Origin of the sequence: Dyadobacter diqingensis (genome assembly GCF_024220585.1) — a bacterium.
Classification (GTDB): Bacteria; Bacteroidota; Bacteroidia; order Cytophagales; family Spirosomataceae; genus Dyadobacter; species Dyadobacter diqingensis.
In genome coordinates this window covers 239,771-263,045 of the sequence record NZ_JAMXKF010000007.1, presented here as the reverse complement: position 1 = coordinate 263,045, position 23,275 = coordinate 239,771, and the positions used below count along the sequence as shown (strand labels likewise).

At 42.1% G+C, this 23,275-nt stretch carries 12 protein-coding genes; 11 read left to right on the top strand and 1 reads right to left on the bottom strand.

From position 1 onward, the window contains the following. Positions 1 to 71: 71 nt before the first annotated feature. The 9 genes from M1L62_RS19540 to M1L62_RS19500 all read left to right on the top strand — a co-directional run bounded on the left by M1L62_RS19540 (position 72) and on the right by M1L62_RS19500 (position 17,308). Entirely contained in the window at positions 72 to 2,432 is a 2,361-nt protein-coding gene (locus M1L62_RS19540; protein WP_254561302.1) for an ABC transporter permease, read from the top strand. 106 nt (positions 2,433 to 2,538) lie between these two features. After that, positions 2,539 to 4,947, top strand: coding sequence for an ABC transporter permease (locus tag M1L62_RS19535; protein ID WP_254561301.1), 2,409 nt, complete (start codon positions 2,539 to 2,541; stop codon positions 4,945 to 4,947). Between the two features lie 199 nt (positions 4,948 to 5,146). Beyond that, positions 5,147 to 7,531 carry an ABC transporter permease gene (locus M1L62_RS19530; protein WP_254561300.1) on the top strand — a complete coding sequence of 795 codons (2,385 nt, stop codon included), beginning with the start codon at positions 5,147 to 5,149 and terminating at the stop codon, positions 7,529 to 7,531. A 254-nt stretch (positions 7,532 to 7,785) separates the two neighbouring features. Then, the gene (locus M1L62_RS19525) at positions 7,786 to 10,167 is read left to right on the top strand and encodes an ABC transporter permease (protein WP_254561299.1); all 2,382 of its coding nucleotides are present in this window, start codon (positions 7,786 to 7,788) and stop codon (positions 10,165 to 10,167) included. A gap of 12 nt (positions 10,168 to 10,179) precedes the next feature. Next, positions 10,180 to 10,794 carry a hypothetical protein gene (locus tag M1L62_RS19520; RefSeq protein WP_254561298.1) on the top strand — a complete coding sequence of 205 codons (615 nt, stop codon included), beginning with the start codon at positions 10,180 to 10,182 and terminating at the stop codon, positions 10,792 to 10,794. A gap of 12 nt (positions 10,795 to 10,806) precedes the next feature. Beyond that, a complete protein-coding gene (locus M1L62_RS19515) occupies positions 10,807 to 13,230 on the top strand; it encodes an ABC transporter permease (RefSeq protein ID WP_254561297.1) in 2,424 nt (807 codons plus the stop codon). A gap of 15 nt (positions 13,231 to 13,245) precedes the next feature. Continuing rightward, on the top strand, positions 13,246 to 15,618 hold the full coding sequence (locus tag M1L62_RS19510; RefSeq protein WP_254561296.1) for an ABC transporter permease: 2,373 nt from the start codon (positions 13,246 to 13,248) through the stop codon (positions 15,616 to 15,618). Positions 15,619 to 15,641: 23 nt separating this feature from the next. Continuing rightward, complete coding sequence (locus M1L62_RS19505) at positions 15,642 to 15,935, top strand: hypothetical protein (RefSeq protein ID WP_254561295.1); 294 nt, start codon at positions 15,642 to 15,644, stop codon at positions 15,933 to 15,935. A gap of 164 nt (positions 15,936 to 16,099) precedes the next feature. Then, on the top strand, positions 16,100 to 17,308 hold the full coding sequence (locus M1L62_RS19500) for a YncE family protein (RefSeq protein WP_254561294.1): 1,209 nt from the start codon (positions 16,100 to 16,102) through the stop codon (positions 17,306 to 17,308). A gap of 56 nt (positions 17,309 to 17,364) precedes the next feature. Here the strand turns inward: M1L62_RS19500 and M1L62_RS19495 are convergent, their stop codons facing one another. Next, positions 17,365 to 18,294: a serine hydrolase gene (locus M1L62_RS19495; RefSeq protein WP_254561293.1), complete on the bottom strand. Its 930-nt coding sequence runs from the start codon at positions 18,292 to 18,294 to the stop codon at positions 17,365 to 17,367. 280 nt (positions 18,295 to 18,574) lie between these two features. Here M1L62_RS19495 and M1L62_RS19490 point away from each other — a divergent pair, with 280 nt between their 5' ends. Further along, entirely contained in the window at positions 18,575 to 19,144 is a 570-nt protein-coding gene (locus M1L62_RS19490) for an RNA polymerase sigma factor (RefSeq protein WP_254561292.1), read from the top strand. Positions 19,145 to 20,580: 1,436 nt separating this feature from the next. Further along, a complete protein-coding gene (locus M1L62_RS19485) occupies positions 20,581 to 23,067 on the top strand; it encodes a T9SS type A sorting domain-containing protein (protein WP_254561291.1) in 2,487 nt (828 codons plus the stop codon). Positions 23,068 to 23,275: the final 208 nt, after the last annotated feature.

Below are 23,275 nucleotides of genomic sequence, written 5' to 3'. Positions count from 1 at the left end.
CCAGACAAGATCGTGACAGAGAAAAACTATTTCTGAGTCAGGGTCAAAGTCATCTCTTAAAATCTTGAACAATGTTCAGACACAACCTTCTCGTTATCTACCGTAACTTCAAACGGTTTAAAAGTACCTTTTTTATCAACTTGACAGGTCTTTCCGCCGGATTGGCCTGTTCGTTGCTGATTTACCTTTGGGTTAATGATGAACTAAACGTTGATAAATTTCACGAAAAGGACGGTCAGCTTTTTCAGGTGATGGAAAACAGGATACAGGCTCAGGGCATTCTTACGGCACAATCGACGTCGGGATCTTTGGCTGAAACGCTGAAAAGTGAGATGCCGGAAGTCGAGTACGCAATTTCGTCAAAGCTGTTTGCCGCGACTTTATCGGCGGGAAATAACGATTTCAGAAGCAAGGGAAGGTATGCGGGAAAGGATATTTTTAATATGTTTTCTTATAACCTCGAACAAGGTGATGCAAACCAGGTTTTAAATGATAAAAGCTCCATAGTCATTTCAGAAAAGCTGGCTCGGAATCTTTTTCATACTACACAAAATATCATCGGGAAATCAATCGAATTTGAGCATGAAAAGCAATTTGTAGTTTCCGGGATTTTTAAAGGAACACCGCCAAATTCTTCTGAACAGTTCGATTTTGTTGTTTCTTTTGAACAGTATATAGAAAAGTATCCAAACAGTGTCAAATGGGGAAATTCAGGTCCTGATGCATTTGTATTGCTGAAAAGCGGAGCTGATGTTGATCAGTTTAATAAGAAAATTGCTAATCTGGTTAAGGTGAAAAGTAATGGTGAAGTCACACACCGAACGCCATTTGTTCGCCCTTATTCAAGCGGATATTTACATGGAAAATACGAAAATGGCTTGCCGGTTGGTGGAAGAATAGAATACGTCCGGTTATTTTCAATCATTGCTGTGTTCATATTGATGATCGCGTGCATCAATTTTATGAATTTGTCCACCGCCAAAGCTTCGGGCAGAATGAAGGAAGTGGGTATAAAAAAAGCTATTGGTGCATACAGGGAAACGCTGATTTATCAATATCTGGGAGAATCCATGCTGATGACTTTCCTTTCGCTTTTTCTGTCTGTGTTGATCGTTTTATTGTTTTTACCTCAGTTTAATGAAATAACAGGCAAGGATCTGACACTCCATTATGATCCTAAACTGGTTTTCTCGCTTCTTGGTGTTGTTATTGTTACGGGTTTAATCTCAGGTAGTTATCCTGCTTTATATCTTTCCGGATTCAATCCGATCTCCGTTTTAAAAGGAAGATTAAATGTCTCTGCTGGCGAAGTCTGGGCAAGAAAAGGTCTCGTCGTTTTTCAGTTTACGATTTCCGTTATTCTGATTGTTTCGGTGATTGTTGTCTACAAACAGGTTGGATTTGTTCAGTCCCAAAACCTGGGATATAATAAAGACAATCTTGTCTATTTTACCAGGGAAGGAAAAATGGGGGATGATGCGAAAATGGAAACTTTCCTTTCTGAACTAAAAAATACACCAGGCATCGTAAACGCTTCAAGTATTGGTCACGACATGACCGGGCATAATTCGGGGACTTACGGGATCTGGTGGGAAGGTAAAACTGAAGATAACAAAACTGAATTTGAAAATGTCGGTGTGAATTATGAAATGATGCAGACGCTGGGAATTCAAATGAAAGAAGGTCGTTTATTTTCCAGGGATTTCAGTGCGGACAGTTCCAAAATAATCTTTAATGAAGCGGCTGTCAAATTCATGGGGTTAAAAGATCCTATTGGAAAAACGATCAAACTTTGGGGGGATGACATGCAGATTGTGGGTGTTGCTAAAGACTTCCATTTTGAATCACTTCATGAAAATGTAAAACCGTTGTTTTTCCGTTTATCGCAAGGTGATACCTATATCATCATGGTTAAAATTGCAGCCGGAAAGGAAAAACCTGTTTTAGCGTCGATGGGAGAACTTTATAAAAAGCACAATCCTGGATTTTCGCTTGATTATAAATTTCTCGATCAGGAATATCAGGCGCAATATGCAGCGGAACAACGCGTAGCCTCACTTTCAAAATATTTTGCAGGTTTGGCAATCCTCATTTCGTGTCTGGGATTATTTGGCCTTGCCGCGTTTACAGCAGAAAGAAGATTGAAAGAAATTGGAATTCGTAAAGTGTTAGGATCCAGTGTTTTCAGTATTGTATATCTGCTTTCCAGTGATTTTACGAAACTGGTCATTGCAGCTATCGTGATTGCATTACCCGTCAGTTATCTGATCACCGGTTACTGGCTGCAAAGCTTCGCATTACACATTAGCCTGGAAGTGTGGTATTTTCTGGGGGCAGGTGTTGCAGCGTTATGTATAGCCTGGCTGACGGTAGGTATGCAGGCAGTGAAAGCGGCTCATGTTAACCCGTTGGAATGCTTAAAAAGCGAATGAGAGCTGTTAGTTATTGGTAGTTAGCTCTTAATCGAATATTTTATATCTGATATGTACGAAATTTCGGAAAGCTAATAGCTGACCTCTAAAAGCCAAAACCTGAAAAATGATAAAGAACTACCTGAAAATAGCCTGGAGAAACCTTTGGAAACACAAGGTGTATTCTCTTCTGAATATTCTTGGCCTTTCCACCGGGATAACGGCCTGTATCATCATCATGCTGTTCGTTTTTTATGAAAAAAGCTTTGATGGGATCCACAGCAAAAATATTTATCGTCTGGATGAGGTTCAGAAGTTCGAGGGGATGGTTGCGCCGCAAAACGTGGCTTTGTCCATGTATCCGATGGGTCCCACGCTGAAAAATGAGTACCCTGAAATTTTGAATTTTACCCGTGTCAAAGGGATGGGGAAGGTTAAGCTCAGATATAATGAAAAACGGCTTCAATTACCGGAGGCGCTATGGGTTGATTCTACATTTCTGGACTTGTTCGATTATAAATTGTTGAAAGGAGATCGTAAGCTGGTGCTGCAAAAGCCTAACAGTGTTGTGCTTACGGAGTCTGGTGCTGAGAAAATATTTGGTGACGAAGATCCGCTTGGTAAAATTATTACGACATATGGAGGCGATACAACGCGTTTTACCGTAACAGGGATAATGGAAACGACGCCTCAAAATTCACATCTTCAATTTGAAGCATTGTTTTCCTTCAACACTTTTGCCAAACCCGAGTTTATGAATAACTGGGGAGGAAACTGGCTTGTAACTTACCTGGAACTGTCGAAAAATGCCAATGTAGCTTCTCTGGAAAAGCAGTTTCCGGAATTTCTTAAAAGAAATATGAAGGAAGGCAACTGGAAATTTTATGAGCTTTTCCTTCAACCACTTAAAGAGGTTCATGCCAATTCGATGAGTATCACGCATGACTACCAGAATTATCAGAAATTTGACAAGACTTATACCTACGTTTTTTCAGTGATCGCACTGATCGTGTTGCTGATTGCCTGTATCAATTTTATGAATCTTTCCACAGCGCGGTCGGCTGGCAGAGCGAAGGAAATCGGGATACGGAAAGCAAGTGGTTCCGGGCGGTTTCAGTTGGGTTTACAGTTTCTTGGAGAATCGGTGATGTTGTGTTTTTTTGCTCTTTTGCTCGCTATTCCTTTTGTCTTAATCCTGCTTCCCTACGTTAATACGCTCAGTCAAAGGGAAATGACTTTTTCGATTTTCACAAATCCGCTTCTTTTGCTTTCGCTGATTGCCGGGGCCGTTGTGGTTGGCGTTGTTTCCGGACTTTATCCGGCAGCATATCTTTCCTCTTTTAACGCCGCAACCGTTTTGAAAGGGACGATGCAAACAGGAAAGAAAAAAATGTCTTTCAGGAATGTCTTGGTGGTCGGTCAGTTTGCTGGCGCTATATTCCTGATGATTGCCACCGTATTGACGGTTCGTCAGCTCAATTACATGCAGCAGGCCAATATCGGATTTGACAGAGAACAGGTAATAACCATTCCGCTAAGCCCTATCGCAAACAAAAATTTTCAGGCATTAAAGGAACAATTGTTAACCAGTCCTCATGTTGCGGCTGTTACAGGATCTCAGCAGAAATTGGGTAATAACCTGCATCAGACGGGTGTGAAATTTCACGGAAACGGCCCTGTCCGGGAGCTTACCTCTTCACAGGTTGTTGTTGATGCGGATTATCTGAAATTGTATAAAATCCCTGTTATTGCTGGCCGTAATTTTTCGAAAGAAGGGAATAGCGATAATGGCAAAGCCTACATCGTAAACGAAACATTGGCAAAAGAACTGTTAAAAGAAACGCCTGGGAAATCGCTTGATTTTCTAATCGGTAAAAATTTCGGCTTTGGCGGGATGGATTCTACGGGCGTGTTAATTGGTGTAGCCAAGGATTTTAATTTCAATTCGTTACACCATAAAATAGAAACGCTCTGCATTTTTAACCAAAAGGATTGGGGTTATGGTGAAATGTCAGTCAGGATTAACAGCAGAAGTGCCAAGGAGGCCATTGCCGGCATTCAGTCTGTCTGGAAAGAAATTGTGCCGGGTGATGACTTTGAATACGAGTTTCTGGATGAGCATTTTGCCGAATTGTATCGTGCGGATAATACCGTAAGCGAGATTGTCGGGATTCTGGCCGGACTTGCCATCCTGATTTCCTGTCTTGGATTATTCGGACTGGCTTCCTTCTCGGTGGAGCAGCGTGTGAAAGAAATCGGTGTGCGGAAAGTGCTCGGTGCGAGCGTCGCGCAAATCGTTAATCTGATATCGCAGGATTTTATCAAACTCGTGCTGATCGCTTTCGTCATAGCCTCTCCGCTTGCGTGGTACGCCATGAACAAGTGGCTGGCAGACTACGCTTACCGCATCGATATCCCCTGGTGGGTTTTCGTTCTGGCAGGAATTCTGGCCATTGCCATTGCATTGCTGACGGTAAGTTTCCAATCGATTAAGGCCGCTTTGAAAAACCCGGTGAAGTCGCTAAGGAGCGAATAGCGGTTAGCTATTAGCTTTTAGCTTTGGGGCCGGTAGTTTGAAGGTTCGTTTCCCGGAATATGGTAGATATTAAAGTAAATATTTTATGCTTGAATAAGTCAATACTTGCCAGTAATTTCTAAAACCCAAATAAAGCTGGCGGCTACGGCTAAAAGCTAATCACTAACGGCTAATCACTAACAGCTAAAAGCCAACGGCTATGCTAACCAACTATTTCAAAATCGCAATCCGGAACCTGACCAGAAATAAGGTATTTTCGGTTATCAATATCGCAGGGTTATCGCTGGGGCTGACCTGCTGCATGCTGATCGTTCTTTATACAAAGGACGAGATCAGTTTTGACCGTTTCCAGGAAAACAAGGATCAGCTGTACCGGATAAAAGTGACGATGTCTGATGAGAGGGAAACCCGGACGATTGGCAGTACGAATGCTATCCACGGCCCGTCTTTCAAGGAAGAAATCCCTGAAATTAAAGAAGTAGTCAGAACGCAGGGAAGTTCTTTCGTTACCAAAAAAGGCAACGACCTGTTGAATGAAGAAATACTTTTCGCCGACGATAATTTTTTTCAGGTATTTTCCTTGCCGCTTTTGTCCGGAGATCCCAAAACGGTTTTATCCGACGTTCATTCGATCGTAATATCGGAAGATGTTGCCAGAAAATATTTCAGTACAACTGATGCTGTTGGAAAAACCCTGGATCTGAAAATAGGGGATAAGTTTGAAACGTTTAACGTTTCGGGTGTGGCCAAAAAATGCCCTCAAAATTCATCGATCCAGTTTGAATCGGTGCTGCCTTTCAAATTTCAGGAATCAAGAGGCTGGACGGATAAGGAATGGCTTGGTTTTTACATGAATACTTTTGTATTGCTGAACGACAAAGCGGATTATCGGGCTGTTGTTCCGAAGTTAAATCAGGTTTTTAAAACCAAGTCAGCAGAAGAAATCAGCAAGATCAAAGATTTTAGTCAAAAAATCAGCTTCGGCCTTCAACCCTTTCTGACGATACATTTGGATAGTGAGTCCGGTGATTTAAGAAATGGTCTGGATCGTGCCAGCAGCCCGATTTATTCCTATATCCTTTCCGGTATCGCCATTTTTATTTTGCTCATTGCCTGCATTAATTTCGTCAACCTCACGGTTGCCAGATCGTTAAAGCGAGCGAAAGAAATCGGTATTCGGAAAGTTGTGGGAAGCCAGCGCAAACAGTTGATGTTCCAGTTTCTGGGAGAGTCATTTTTGCTGTCCTTCGTCGCTTTTTCCTTCGCGATTTTGCTGACACAGCTTGTACTTCCAACTTTTAATAACCTTGCAAACAAACAATTGTCGTTGTCTTATTTGTTGGATATCAAACTTATTTCGGGCTATCTGGCGCTTTTCCTTATCACCGGGCTAACGGCAGGTATCTATCCGGCATTGGTTTTATCCGGATTCAGTCCAGCCCAAACCTTGTACAACCGGACTAAACTTGTGCAGAAAAATTATTTGACAAAAGGATTGGTTGTCTTCCAGTTTGCTTTATCCATTTGTCTGGTTATCGGTACGATTGTTATCTATTCTCAGTTTAAATATCTGACGAATAAAGATTTGGGATATAATGACAAAAATCTGATGCGGTTTAGTTTGGGACGTGGAGGCCCGGGTGCGGAAGTTCTGGAGAGTGTGAAACAAGAGTTGGAAAATACGCCGGGTGTTGAAACAGTGGCTGCTTTTAATGGCAATTACAATGGAACCGGTGCCAAAACAGAACACGGAAAAATTGATTTCGGATATATCGGCGTGGACGATAATTTCCTGCCTGGGCTGCAAATTCCTGTGGTTAAGGGACGCAATTTTGCCAGGAGTTTCGGGTCTGATCCCGTGGAGTCAGTGATCGTCAACGAAGCATTTGTAAAAGAAGCCGGCTGGAAGGACCCGATTGGGAAGGAAGTAGATTTTGAGTGGAAAAATCAAAAATATAAGGTGATTGGCGTTGTGAAAGATTACCATTTCGCTTCGTTAAAAGAGAAGATCAAACCGCTTTTGCTGACCCAGGATCCGAATTACAGATTAGGTACCGTTTACCTTAAACTTGATGCAAAGAATATTCCTGAAACCATCAAAACGGTGGAGCAGGTATTCCGCAGACATGTGCCGTTTATGCCTTTTGAATATAAATTTGAGGATGTTACGAATTTAAAAAGATATGAAAAGGAAGCCAAATGGAAGCAAATGATTACGCTGGCAGCCGTTTTATCGATCTTCGTTTCCTGTATCGGATTATTTGGATTGGCTACGTTTAATGCAGAATCGAGGGTTAAGGAAATTGGGATCCGTAAAGTACTGGGGGCTTCCGTTGCCAGTATTACGGCACTGTTGTCAACAGATTTTGTGAAACTCGTAGGTGTTGCTATCCTTTTTTCGTTGCCTATAGCCTATTACGCGATCAACATCTGGTTGCAGGATTTTCCATACCGGATTGAGATTTCATGGTGGTATTTTGCGATTTCTGCAATCCTGGCGATTTCAATAGCCATATTGACCGTAGGTTTTCAAAGTATAAGAACGGCGATGGTTGATCCGGTGAAAAGTCTGCGCTCTGAGTAAGTCGAAAACCCTTGATTTACTGATCAGTAACGAGATGTAACAGATTCAGTTGAATAAAAAGTACGCTAATGAACAAGGTGTCCGATTTCGGACACCTTGTTTGATTTTGTTTTGTTCTAAAATTCTGTTTATCAATTTGTTATGTTGGATTAATTTTCTTGGTATAATAATTTAATATCAGATATTGGTGAAATCCGTGTTCCGGAATTTGTCTTCCTTTCTAGTGTTCAAAAGTTATTAAATGAGCTCTAAACATGTTCAAAAACTACATCAAAATTGCTTTTCGCTCGCTTTGGAAGAACCGCCTTTTTACGGGCATTAATCTTCTGGGACTTTCGCTTGGGTTGGCAAGTGCGGTAGTTTTGATTTTGTTCATCCAGCGCGGATTAACTTTTGATACATTTCATAAGGATAATGACCAGATTTATTTTGTTCAGACTGCTGATAAAGAAAGTCGTTATAACCAGACAGTCTATCCCATTTTGGATCAGCTGCTCAAAACCTACCCGGAAATAGAAAAGGGAACACATATTCAGGGTTGGAACAATGTCTGGATTAACTACAACGGAAAGGATATTCAGGGAAATACAAAGTATGTAGACAGTACATTTTTTGATGTTTTTTCCTTTCAGCTAAAATATGGAAATCCGTCAACTGCACTAAAAGACAGGCAGTCAATTCTTATCAACGGAGATATTGCTGCTGCTTTATTTGGGGATAAAAATCCTGTCGGAAAGACTGTCACCGTAAACGATACTTTAAATTTTACAGTAACCGGTGTGCTGGAACCTGTTCCCGCGAATTCGTCGATTCAGTTCGAAGTGCTTGTGCCAATTGCCAATCTGGAAGCCGACAAAGGTTTCAGGGAGAATGCCGATTGGTATAACACCTTTGCCGCTGTTTATCTAAAAGTAAAAGCGGGGACTGATATTGGAAAGTTGGAATCAAAGTTTCCGAAGTTTGTCAAAACACATTTTGCAGAAGGCGCGAAAGACCGGACAATTCATATAGCACCAATAAAGGATTTTATACATTTCCAGAATCCTTTTTTCAAAAGTATGATTTATGGGGCGATGACAATCGCCGGATTTATTTTGCTGATTATCAGTATAAATCTTATCAATTTAAATACGGCCGTTTCGTTTACAAGGGCTAAGGAAGTTGCCGTGAGAAAAGTGACAGGGTCCACGTTACGCCAGATTTTAATCCAGTTTTGGCTGGAATCAGGTATTGTGTTGGTAGCGGCTCTGACGCTTTCCATCATTTTCGCAGTAACGTATCTGATTCCGCAGTTCAATGAATTCAGGCAGGGACGAATGCAGCTCATGGTAAACTGGCAACAGGATTACGCTACAATGCTTATTCTTTTGGTTATCATCTGCGCCATTGCATTCATTGCAGGGACTTATCCGGCCATGTATCTTAACAAGCTGGATATCAGGGATACGATCAAAGGGACATTGACGAGTAAACCGCAGTCAAAAGGATGGACGAAAAACAGTCTTATCGTTGTGCAATTTGTACTGACCATTGTGCTCATTCTAGGGGCGTTGAGCGTACGCATGCAGACCGGGTTTATGAGAAATGCCCATGTTGGTTTTGATAAGGAGAATGTGGTGATCGTTCAGTCGGATATGCAATACAAGAACGTTGACGCCGCGATGGGACAATTCAGCGGTATTCTTGATGATCTGAAACAGAACCCATATGTGAAAAGTGTGGCAACGTCGGGTGTGGTCCCAACGAAATACTGGAGTAATTACAACCTGTATCTTTCCGAGTCGGAACCGGATAAAGAAGTGCGTCTCAGACAAGCAGGCACCAGTTCGGCTTATGCTCAAACGTATAACATCAGCATGATCGAAGGACGGGATTTTTCTGATGAACTGGATAAAAACGGAGAAAATAATCCGGTCGTGATCAATGAATCTGCCATGAAGGCACTTGGCTGGAAAACGGCCGTAGGGAAACGCATTCACCCGAAAAATAATGACAAAATTTACACGGTGATCGGTGTGATGAAGGATTTTCACTATCAGGAATTAAAGGAAAAAATTGAACCCTTAATTCATTGGTACGAAGGAAAAACGGCTTTAAACAGTTATCTGACCGTTAAGTTTACTGACGACAGACATGTCGCAGAAGTAATGGCCGGGCTGGAAAAGAAGATGAAAATGATGCCGGCGAAAAAGCCCTTTAAGTTTTTCTATTTGTCGGAAGAACTCAGCCGTCAGTATAATGATCTGGACGGAATCTGGAAGATGGTGAATTTTGTTACGATGCTCTCAATTGTGATTGCGCTGGCCGGGATTTTTGGGCTGATAACCCTTGCAGCCAATCAAAGGACTAAGGAAGTGGGAATTCGTAAAGTGTTGGGAGCGAGTGTACACGGCGTTGCGATATTGTTATCAAAAGATTTCGTAATACTTGTTTTGATTTCCATTGTAATCGCCATTCCGCTTGCTTATACTTTCGTAAAAAGTTATCTGCAAAAATATGAGTATCACATTACCATGCAATGGTACACGTACGTTATGGTTGGCGCCGCGGCGCTGCTGCTTACAATATTGACGGTTGGATTTCAAAGCGTCAGGGCGGCTATGATGGATCCGGTAAAATCTTTAAAATCTGAATAACTAATTTAACCCATGAAAAAATATATCATTCTACTATTATCGGTTACGAACACAATGACTTTTGCTCAATCGCGCATTGTATGCAAGAGCGTGCAGAATGATGATAATGCGTTGTCGGTTCACATCAGCGGGACGATCGATGGCCAGAATATCGATATCGACCATAAGTTCGATCTGTCGATGATTGACAAATCCCTTCGTTTTGCATTTAAGGAGAAGATCATCGATTCTCTTGATATTTATATTCCCGACCGCCTTGAGCAGCCGGAACCCCCAAAGCAGCCTGTCAAACCAAAGGCTCCGAAAGCAATAAAACCGCGTAAACCTGTGACACCGGAATCGGATACTGACTGGAGTGAGGATGTTGATCGCGTTAGAGAAAATAACGATGTGGCTTCCTGGTCGAATGATTATTCGGCACAACCTGCCTATGGTAAACAGCCATTTAATAAGGAAATCAAATACAGTTCCGATTGCGGAGAATTGTTTATGCGCTATAAATATGTAAAAGACGGCGAGGAATATGAGTACGAACGCACCGTCAATGCAAAGGGAAAATCGGAAAAAGAGCGCTTGCGCATTATCGAAGAGACTGAAAGAGAACTAGGTCTGTCATTGATCCAATAACAAACGTCGTATATGATCCGTAATTATTTCAAAATTGCATTCCGGAATATCTGGAAGAGTAAGGGTTATGCTTTTATAAACATTGTAGGGCTGTCTGTTGCGTTTTGCATCAGTGTTTTCCTGTTTATGACGGCCTATTTTCAAATGTCCTTTGACAATTTTCATAAGGACGGAGATCGTATTTTTCAGACGTATTTGTTTTCGAATGATCCTGATAAGGCTGGCAGGTCGGGATCTATGCCGCTGCCGCTGACTCCCGCACTAAAAGCCGAATATCCCGAAGTAGAAGCGGCAACGCGGCTTATGAACGGCAGCAGTCTGGTTGAGTACAAAGGCAAATATTTTGATAAGCAGGTGATGCTCGTGGATGCTGATTTTCTGCGGCTCTTCTCTTTCCCTATGCTGAAAGGCAATCCGCAATCGGCACTAAACGGTCTGAGTGATATTGTCATTAGTCGGCCGATGGCCAGAGCCGTTTTTGGCAGTGAAGATCCCGTTGGGAAACAAATTCAGCTGGGAGCGGATGGCGGTAATAAAAAAGCTTACTTGGTAACGGGTGTGTTGAATGACATCCCCGATAACTCTTCGATCAAATCCGATGCGTTTATTCGGGTCGAAAACCACGGAGGATATCATCGGGAAAAGGATCAATGGGATGCGATGTCGCATAAGGCGTTTGTAAAACTGAAACCAAACGTGGATCAGCTTGCATTTGAAAATCGGTTGAAGTCATTTTCTACCAAATATTTTTCTGACAATATTACCCAATTAAAAAAGAACGGAGCCAAGCCGGATGAGCGCGGTGATCTGTTTGCGGTCAGGCTCCAAAAACTGGCAAATCTGCATTTCGACAGAGATATCTCAGGTGGAAGCGGATCGTCGATGGCCGTGGTTTATTCGATATTGGGTATCGCATTTTTCATTTTGTTGATAGCCTGTATCAATTTCATCAACCTTACGGTTGCCCGTTCGTTCACAAGGGCACGGGAAGTTGGGGTTCGCAAATCTTTGGGTGCGCTTAAAAACCAGCTTTTTGTGCAGATCTGGGGCGAGGCTACCATGATCTGTTTTGGTGGTTTTATCGTCGGGTTACTGCTGGCTTATGTTTTACTGCCACAGTTCAATGCAACGTTTCAGGGGAAACTCACCCTCGATTATATTTTTCAACCCGACAGAATGGCTATTATTATCGGGCTGTTTCTATTGGTAACATTAATTGCCGGTGGTTATCCTGCCTGGCAAATGTCGAAGTTTAATGCTGTTGAAGTTCTGAAAGGAAAAATTGCACTTTCCCGTCCCGGAATCTTACGTAATTCACTTATCGTAACCCAGTTTACGCTATCCAGTTTGCTGATTTGCTGTACTGTTATTGCCATTCAGCAGATTAAACATTTAAGGACTCAACCCCTCGGTTTTACCAAAGAAGAGGTGATAAGTATTCCTGTCGGGAATAAAGTCAACGGGCAGCAGGTTTTGCAGCGGATGAGGAATTTACTGCATGACGATCCTAATATTGTTTCTCTTTCCGGTAGTGCGGTGAACCTGGGAATGGGCAAGGACAGGAGTTCTTCGCGTAGTGTGATCGGGTTTGTTTATAAGGAGCGGGAGATATCAACCGACTGGCTGCATATCGACTATGACTATTTAAAAACGCTGGGAATAAAATTGCTGGACGGCCGTGAGTTTGATCCTGCCTATCCGACAGATTCTCTCAATCGGGTGGTAATAACCGAAAGCATGGCCAAAATGATCGGCGAAAAAGAACCGGTAGGCAAGTTTTTTGAAACGGATACAGCCGGTGCAAAATATCAGATTATAGGTTTGGTGCCGGATTTTAACCTTTATTCTTCTAAAACGGACAAGAAACCTGTGACGATGTTTATTTCTCCGTCAAGTCCGATCAGTTACATTTTTGTCCGGGTTACACCGCAGAGTCTGGCTGGCGCTATGGATAAAATTAAGAATGTCTGGAAAGAAGTTGCTCCGCAGGCCGAATTTACCGGGACATTTCTTGATGAAAATACAGACAGCTGGTATCGGGATGAAGAAAAGATGTCACAAATGTTTACCCTGGCGTCAGGTATCGCGGTTTTGCTTTCCTGTTTAGGTTTGTTTGCCGTAGCACTGATGGTTATTGAACAACGGACAAAAGAGATAGGCGTCCGTAAGGTTTTAGGTGCCAGTGTGGGGGGGATTGTGTTTACGCTTTCGCAGGATTTTGTCAAAATGGTTGTTTTGTCGATTGTTATTGCTACGCCGTTAGCCTGGTTCGCTATGCAAAAATGGCTTGATAATTACTCATATAGAATTGAGATAAGTGTCTGGGTATTCATTTTGGTAGGTCTGTCGGCGATCCTCATTGCTTTGGCGACGGTAAGTTTCCAGAGTATCAAAGCAGCGTTGATGAACCCGGTAAAATCGCTTCGTTCCGAATAACCTAATGTTACTGCCATGTTTAAGAACTATCTCAGAATTGCTTTAAGAAATCTTTGGAAGCATAAGGATTATTCCTTCATCAACATTGCAGGTCTGGCAATGGGTATGGCCGTTTCGATGCTGATCCTCATGTTTGTGGTTCATGAGTATAGTTACGACAAGTTCCATGAGAAAGGCAACCGGATCTACCGTTTGCTCGCGAAGGTTAAAATGGACGGGCATGACATGCAGTCCATAAGTTTCAGTGCCAAGCTGGCTCCATTGCTCAAAGAGTCCACACCGCATGTTGAAGATTTCGTGCGGGTAAAGGCTGCTTATAACAAGGTTGTGATGAAAAATCCGGAGAAACCTGCCAGCCAGTTCTTCGAGAAGAACTTTCTATTCGCTGACGGATCGTTTTTTAACGTTTTCTCTTTTAAAGTAAAAAGCGGAGACCGCGATAGTTTTTTGACGAAACCTTATACGATAGTCATTTCGGAAAGGGCGGCAACGAAATATTTTGGCGATGAGGATCCGGTTGGGAAAACCCTGTTATACGAAGGAAAACATTTGTTTGAAATCACGGGGGTTGCCGAAAATCCACCTTCCAACTCTACTTTTAATTTTGACTTTGTTGCTTCGGTTAACACAATACCGCAGCTTGATGAAAACCAGAAGTCGATGTGGGAGTATGCCGGTGCCTTCAACAATTATTTTTTACTGGATTCTGAAAAATCGATTACTCTTGTTGAAAAGAATATTCTCAGTGCAGGAAAGAAAACCGGTGCTTTTGATGAACACTCCACATATATTTTAGAAAAATTTTCGTCAATACACCTGGAAAATGATTTTGCCGGCTCGGGAAATGTGCGGCTGATCAAGATTTTTGCCGGTGTGGCGTCACTGATATTGTTTCTGGCCCTTTTCAATTATATGAATCTCACCACAGCACGTTCAACGATGCGCGCCAAAGAGGTAGGAGTTCGGAAAGTTGCAGGCGCAGGCAGAGCCGGACTGATCAAACAGTTTTATACCGAATCCGTATTGGTTTGCTGCCTGGCATTTTTATTGTCCTTCTTGCTGGTTGAAGTAATGCGCCGGCCTTTTTACAATCTGTTAGACCTCAGGATCGATTCGTCTTTTCTGATATCTCCCTCTTTTGTCGGGATTTTGATCAGCGTTTTGCTGCTCAGCGCCTTTGTCGCGGGAAGTTATCCGGCCTTAATTTTATCCGGTTTTGCTCCGATTGAAGTGTTAAAGGGCAGGTTTACAAGTCAGCAAAAGGGCGTTTCCTTACGGAGGATCTTCATGGTATTTCAGTTTTCAGTTTCCATAGCCCTCATTGTTTGCAGCGTCATTGTGCAGCAGCAATTAAGTTATATGCAGAACAAAAAACTCGGATTTAACAAAGATCAGATGCTGGCGATCTCGTTGAGCGGTTCAGTGGGGCAAAATTATTTTTCGCTAAAAAACGAGATTGCTTCTTTAACCGGCGTTGAGGATGTGGCCATGTCAGGTACGGGTTTGTTTAAGGGATATAACTTGTTCTTTTCGCAGAATCCTGATACCAAGAAAGACATCAGCATAGTATATTCGGAAGTCGATCCTGACTTTTTGAACACTTTTGGATTAGCCTGGAAAATTAAACCTGAGGGGAATTCATGGAAGGATGGTCGCGGCGTTTTATTGAATGAAGTGGCCATCCGGGAACTTGGGCTGAAAGGAAATCCGATAGGGCAAGAGGTTTTCAACCGGCGGATTGCCGGAGTTTTAAAAGATTTCCATTTTACTTCTGTACAGCAGGAGGTGAAAGCAATGGGGCTTTTTGTGCTTAGTGACACTACCAATTTACTCAAAGACGAACAAGGCTCAGCAGTGCTCTTTGCGCGGATGGACCCGAAAAGTGATATCAAGGATAAGATCGCTTCCATCGAAAAAATTTATAAAAAATATGCTGCGGATAAGCCATTTGAATATTATTTCCTTGACGACGCATTTAACGAAACTTTTAAAACCGAGATCCGCATGTCGCGGATGTTCACGGTCTTTACAGCTTTTGCCATTTTCATTGCCTGTATGGGACTTTTTGGTCTGGTGACGTTTACCGCCGAAACCCGGACCAAGGAGATTGGCATCAGAAAAGTATTGGGGGCAAGTGTTTCCAGTGTGGTAACGCTGCTTTCGAAAGACTTCTTTAAGCTTGTTTTTATTTCAATCATCATTGCTACCCCGGTGGCCTGGTACGCCATGAATGAATGGTTACAGGATTTTGCCTATAAGATTGAGATTGCCTGGTGGGTGTTCGCCGCGGCCGGCCTTATGGCGATGGTGATTACCTTCCTGACCGTCGGATTCCAAAGTTTAAAGGCTGCGCTTATGAACCCCGTTAAATCGCTTAAAACAGACTAGAAATAATTTAAACAACTAATTATATGAGCCATATAGCTATACCGATCCCAACAATTCCAGGAAGACATGAGATCGAAATCGAAGTAACGGTTAATGGACTGAAGGAGCAACTTCATTATCGCGTAGAGCTGTTTTATTGGGATAACTGCTCCAATCCGGCAGGGCATCGTGCCGACTGTATCAGCGAAATGCTGGCACATCAGGATCCGGAATGGGCTGTTTATTATATTGGTGCACCAAATGACGAGTATGTTCCGATCACGTTTGTAAAAAAGGAAAGCAGACGATTCCTGCAACACAACAGAGCAATGGCTTAATACAACAAGATACATATCGGTTCAGTGACCTCAATGTCCATAGATACCCTGTTTCGGCAGGGTATTTTTTTATGCAAATTTCCTGATGGTTTATTTTGCATCAATGTTGCATTTGTGATTGTATTATTTATATTTGCATCATTGTTGCATTTAAATGAAACCTGATGAAAAGTAATCTATTTAAAACGTTATTAGCCATTTCCATTGCGTCAGCCTTTTTTTCCTGTGAAAAGGATGACGAAGAAGTAGTAACTCCGGTTGAAGAGACGGAGTATAAGTTTGTTCGTATTCTGGTCAACGATGAGCTGACCAACCAGCTTTCTCTGGTAGACCCTGTAAAACTTTCGATAGAATCTTTTACGGCACAATATCCAAAATCGGCGCTTTATCCTACACAGGCGGGTCGTTTTGGAGCGCTGGTGAATAGTTCAAACAATCTGGTGCAACTGTTTGATACCGGGTTTGAAGGACACGGCGACCACGTGGATGTGAAGGGTACACCAAAGTTTGGTGCATTAATTGGAGACGGTAACAAACCGACTCATTTTAAAAGTAAATCGGATGAAATCATTACGTTCAATGACGGCGACGGAACGTTAAGTATTGCCAATGCAGCCGATTTTCACGTAAGCGGTGCCAAAATGAAAACGATTAACGCCGGCAACATTGCGCATCATGGCGCTATGACCAAGTTTGACAACGGAACCTATGCGATCACGGAAAAGGATGGCTCTGTCTCGGGTGTATTACCTGAGCGGGTGAAGATTATCGACGCGGCTGGCAAGACACTTTTTGCATCGACGGTTCAAACGAAAGGTATTCATGGTAATGCCAGTGATGGTAAAATCTCGCTTTTTGGCTCATTCAGTGGTATTTTGGTTGTTGAGCCTACGGGCAAGCAACATTTGATTGCTCATCCCACCACTTTTGGGACAGCCTGGTTCGGCTCAATTCTGGAAGCCAAAGGAGCAGGTAAATTTATCGGATATACTGCCGCGGTGGGCGCTTATCTGATCGATCCTGTTGCGGATAAGGTCACACCAATTATCGAAAGCGCTGATCTGATACAGGTTAAAGTGGATTATGCCGGAAACAGACTGATCGCACTTTTACATAACGGGGAGGTGAAAATTTATGATCTGAAAACCAATAGCCTTGTCAAAAGCGGGAATGTGATCGGAGCAACTGCCAAGGATGAAACGCAGAAGCCGCAGATCGAAGCGACATCGAAGTATTTATATATCACCCAGCCCAAAAGCGGAGAATTACTCAAAGTTGATGTGGCTGATTTTAGCAAGATCAATAAAATAAAGGTTTCAACGACACCTTACCGTCTTACTATTTTAGGTATTGAGTCGAGCGAAAGTCATTAAGCGATACTTTTTTGAAACAAATGCCATGGTTGTCTGATTGATAACCATGGCTATTTTTAAAACCACCACCGGTCGTAACCTGCTACGGGTTTCCATTTGTTTTTCGGTTCAAAATGGTTCCAGATAATCTCGGAGACTTTCCGGATTAGCTTGTAGCCCTCATTTTCTCTCTCCCAGCGCTGGTCCTGCTGATTTTTGGTGGTAATACAAAAAACATAATCTCCGTGTGGTGCATGCACCATAACAACCTCGGATTTTGCCTGGTTTACGGCCCCGCTCTTTGCGCTGGCCTTGATGTAAGGCGGTATTTGTGACAGCGCTTCTCCGTCCCAAAACTGCATACCCAGATAGCGGTACATTCTTTCACTGGCAGCAGGACTGATCACTTTTCCCTGCCAGATCATGGCCATCAATTCAGCCATTTCTTTGGGTGTAGTCTGCCCCCAGCCATAGGTTGCCTGTTCCTGTTTACGGCCGGGTGTCCGGGAATTTACCCGCGTGCTGGTGAAACCGTTTTCCTCTAACCATTGGTTAATGGAAATGCCGCCTCCCGCGAGTGCCTGAAGCCACAAACTGCCCGTATTATCGCTTTCGGAAATCATCAGATGTATCACTTTTGGCAATGGTATTTTCGTGCTGTCACGGAATGAACCAACCACGCCGTCGTCGTATTTCAATGAATCCCGATAAGTCAGCACCTGATCGAATTTGAGCTCCCCTTTGCTAAGTTTATTAAAGACCCCAATCATGATCGGAACTTTTACCATGCTTGCCGTCGGGAAAATGGTGTCAGCGTTAACCATGGCGGCCTTACCAGTCTTTAAATTCCGCACATAAACGCCAGCTGACCCGTTGAAAGCGAGCATCGCTTTTTCCAGTTTTGAGGTCAAATTTTTATCAATGCCGGAAGATTTGTTTTTAAAAGGCTGCGCGAAAATCGGGATTGAAATTAACAGGAAAATCAGGATTCCAAGTATGTTTTTCATGGTTAAGGGATTGTTTATTAACTTTTTGCTAAAAAATTAAAGTTTGTCAGGAATAATCTGGTGGCTACGCGGCGCCACTGAAATTTCCACAATTTTCTTGTCTTATGGGGAAATCCGGAAAGATTTTCTGTCTTGTTTATCATTACTTACACAAATTAGCGGGAAAGAGTTACCCATATTATTGGCTCGGGCAGGTGGAATGCTCTTTGTACAAGAGCAGTTAGTGTGTGCTGTGTTTTAAGAATTTAAAAATTTTTACTGCGGTCAAAGCAAAGAGAAAATGATAAGGAAATTTACCTACACTGAGAAAGAGTTGATAACATCTTTACAGAACAACAAGAAAGAGGCCTTTGAGTATTTGTATGACCATTACGCGCCTGCGTTGTATGGCATCATCATGAAGATCGTCAAGGATGAGGAAAAAGCGGCTGATGTGATGCAGGACGCTTTTCTGAAAATCTGGAAAAATATCCGAAGCTACAATGCTGAAAAAGGCACGCTGTTTACGTGGGTGCTTAATGTGGCGAGAAACACGGCTATTGACCGTTTGCGGGTTGATGTGAAAAGAGAGAAGGTGGTTAACCTGGATAACGTGACAGAGTCGGAAATGGGGCAGGGTATGGTTTTCAATCCGCTGCCCGGAACCATCGATATTCGTGCGATTGTACAAAGGTTAATGCCGGAAAAAAGTCTGTTGGTGGAACTGATCTATTTTCAGGGTTATACGCATGAAGAAGTTTCTGAAAAATTAGGGATGCCGTTGGGAACGGTCAAATCTCGGATCAGGAAAGCGTTGAGCGAATTGCGGGATATTTTCGGTGTTCAACCAATGGTTTTGGGCGCCGCCTGAGCAATATATTTGTATTACCTTACCTTCACGAAAAGTTATTCTCACGCTTTTTTATCAATCTTTATCGACGGATCCGCTCGTAAATGTCCGGTTATGAGGCCATTGTATCTTCTAAGCTTGGATTTTTAGTCTAATTTTTTCTTGGTATTGTTTTAAAATTGTGTCTTAATAGTTTTGATTTTTCGCTCGGCTGTGTCGAAATATGTTGCAACGAGGTTCCGGAAAGTTCAAACAGCCGCTATGATGTGTACACTTTCCGGATTTTAGCGCCCATCAATGATTATTTTTCTTCCCGACATCGTGTGTTTACTGCAACTTGGCTTGTAGTAGTGCAGCATTTTTTCATTAATTTCAGATTAAAAATGAAAAATTTTTTTGAAGGCGGAAGTTACAAACGATTCTACATTCCGGTTTTTTGATGAAATCTAACTGTCTAATGAGTTCTACGCCAAAAATGCCTCTCTGGAAATGATTATGTAGAAAGAAAGGAACATTTGAAACACCTTATATTTCTTGAAGTAGTGAAATTTTTCTAATTGAAATTTTAGGGCCTGTGGATCATAAATCTTCCTATTGGTAATTTGCCCGTCTGTTAACCTGTCATTTAAGTGCTTAAATTCCTATACGTAAAATTACGCGGTCTTTGGATTTTGCCTCCGTAATATGGGGTCTCGCGTATATAGATAAAGGTTTTAAATAATTGGTGTGTTTTAATGCATTATATAGGTATGCTTGATTTTGTGTCTGAAGTTATACTCGGAGTGATTTATGTGCGATTATTGTACTATTTCGGGCTTCTATGATTTAGGATTTAAGTAATTTGATGCGGACCGATTCTCACCATCTGTTTAGTGAAAAAAATACCGATTTGAGACAAAATGTATTGGTTCCCTCACTTTTCGTTTCTAAAAGATTGGAGAGTACAAAATGTATATTTCTGTTGTCTTGGAAAAGTTATATTTTAAAACTGAGATTGTAAAATGGACACATTTCTAAGTAAAGTATATTATTCTATATTGAAAGGACTTAATAGGTTGAATTTTATGTGATTTTGATGGTAGAGGTAGTTTAATTTGAGTGTAGAAGTACTTCAAAAAATTTGGTAGATTTAGTTTTTATTTTTAGTAAATATAAAATTAATCATAAAATCGACTTGATTATTTAATAGAAATTTTTTTACATTTGCACATCTAATCGTCTCATTTTCATCATCGAACGAAGTTTGATGGAAGTTGCTAAAACGTTTCACAGTTAAGCTGTTGTAAGTAGAACTAAGTCGGTTAATAAAAACTTACCACCACAATTCGCGGTCATTTTTGAAACAGGTTAGCGCCTTTTTATAGAACTTTTTTGATGTGGGCTGAACGATCGAGTTTGCAAACTCCGTAAATCCAAAAATTTTTAAATTATCTCTATTGTTTAAACTATACAACCTAATGAAAACTTTTTATTCACTCGTTCTTACGTGCGTGGTCTTGCTATGCACAACAGTCAATAAGCTTTCTGCTGCTGCGCCAGCAATCGCTGCCTTGACTACAGCTGATTGTGGCTGTGATGGTAATGTGCTTAAAAACCCGAGCTTTGAAGACAGCGATCCATTCAATGGCTGGAAAAAATCGGGAAGCTGGGATGATAATACCTCTTACGATGTTTGCGGAAGCAAGGCAGTCGTACTTCAGAATGCCGGTAAACTTTATCAGGATGTTCAGGTAGTTCCTGGCACGGTCGCGAAATTCCAGATCTGGGGTGGATACCATGTGAAGAAAGACCAGACGTTCAGACTTTCTTTTCTTAACGCCAACCTTGACGAACTTTCCAATAAATCCGTTGCGGTAGATTGGGATGTAGATACAGCTCCTAACACGGGACCAATTCTTAAAAAATATACGTTGGAAGCAACAGCGCCTGAAGGAACGGTATATGTTCGCGTTGAAGCAGTATCTGGTTCAGGTGACTGGTTCAAAGTAGACGGTGCCTGTCTTCAAATCACTGCTCCGGCGATCAGCTGCGGATGTGACGGTAACGTGTTGAAAAACGCAAGTTTCGAAGACGGATCTACTTCATGGCAAAAAACGGGTTCATGGAGCTCAAATACAGATTACGAAGTTTGTGGTACCAAAGCCATTGTGCTTAATGGCGCAGGAACACTCTATCAGGATATCCCTGTTAACGCAGGAACTGGTGTTAATTTCTCTATCTATGGCGGATACCACGTTTTCAAAAGCCAGACATTTAAGCTGACGTTCTACAATGCTGCAAACAGCCCATTGTTAACAAAAACAGTATCCGTTGATTGGGATGTTGATGTAGTACCAGCAGGACAGCCTAAGTTAAAACAATATACTTTGAACGGAACAGCACCGGCAAACACAACTTATGTACGTGCAGAAGCAACTTCTCTTTCTGGTGACTATTTCAAAGTAGATGCAGGTTGTGTTCAGTTGACTATCCCGCCAGTATCTTGCTGTACAGTAAATATGCTTAACAACGGTAGCTTCGAAAACTTTACGCAGGTTGGAGACAAGAAAGTGCCAACAAGCTGGAATTATTCAAACGGTGCCAACTTTACAGATGATGGCGCATATCCGGTTTGTGGAACTAAAAATGGCTTGCTGACAGGTGCAGGAAGTTTCTGGCAGGATGTGACAATCGCTGCAGGTAGCACGGCAACGCTGACGATCTGGGGTGGATATCACAACAAAAACGCACATACTTTTAAACTTCAGTTCATCAGTCCTTCGGGAACAGTGATACCAGGTGCAGGTGATGAGAAAACGCTGAATAAGTCTGTTGACGACCTGCCAAAAACAAGCAGCAGCGGATTGACGCAGTATACCTTGACAGCCGTTGCACCGGCAGGAGCGAAATATGTGAGAGTGTTAGGAAGTGCATCAGGTGATTATTTCAAAGTGGATGCAGCTTGTTTGTCGATCTCAGTGCCACCTTGCGAAACTTGTAACAACAATATCTTGTCTAACCCAAGTTTTGAAAGCGGAACAGCATCATGGACTACGGTAGTGGGTACATTTGCATCCTCTGAGGACTATGTAGTTTGTGGTACTAAATCGGGTAAATTGACAGGTAAATCGACGATCGCTCAGGAAAAAGAAGTGGCGCCTGGTAGTACAGTAACTTTCTCAATCTATGCCGGATTTAATGTCAACAACGGTCAGAAGATTAAACTGAGATTCCTTAAAGCGGACAGAAGCGAACTTTCATTCAAAGAAACAAACGTAACCAAGGAGTTCTCGACGAGTCCGCTGGGTCTGCAAAAGTTCACAGTTTCTGATAAAGCACCTTTGAATACAAAATATGTTTCGATTGAAATTGTTTCCAACGGCGAGACCTTTGTTTTTGATCTTGGTTGTGTAACAGTAGAATCAGGCACTCCGCTGCCAGTAACCCTTACAGATTTCAAAGTGAAGAAAGAAGGAACTGCTGCTACGCTTGTCTGGAACACAACATCGGAAACAAACTCAAAAGAATTTGAAGTACAGCACAGCCTGAATGGCAAGCAGTGGGAAATACTTGGTGTGGTTGCCGCACAGGGCGAAAGCGCAGTTACTAAGTCGTACACTTATACACACGCTACTCCTTCCAACGGAAGTAACCTGTATCGTTTGAGAATGGTTGATCAGGACGAAACGTTCGCTTTCAGCCGGATTGTAAGCGAGAGCTTTGTTACAGAAGAATCGGTAGTACTTTACCCGAATCCAAGTTCAAATTTCATGAAACTGAAATCTGGCAGCGATAAAGTAGCAAGTATCCAGATTTATGATGTGAGAGGTGTTAAAGTAAGAGACTTTGTTCCACAAGATGGCAATGATATCGATGTCAGCAGCCTTGCACAGGGAACTTATATCGTAACCTTTAAACAAAGCAGCGGACTATTGAATAAGCAAAGAATTCAAATAGTGAGATAATTAAATAGCGTTATTAGTTTGAAATTCCTTCATCTGTTTTGTACAGGTGAAGGATTTTTTTGTTGAAAGGGATTGTGTTAAGGAATTGTTTCGAAACGAAAAACAGGGTTTCTGATTTTCAATGATTTGCATGAAAATCCGTCCGTTATGGCGCTCCAATATTAAGTTTTCTCTATCATTATGAAATTGTTACCTTTTTCGAAATTAT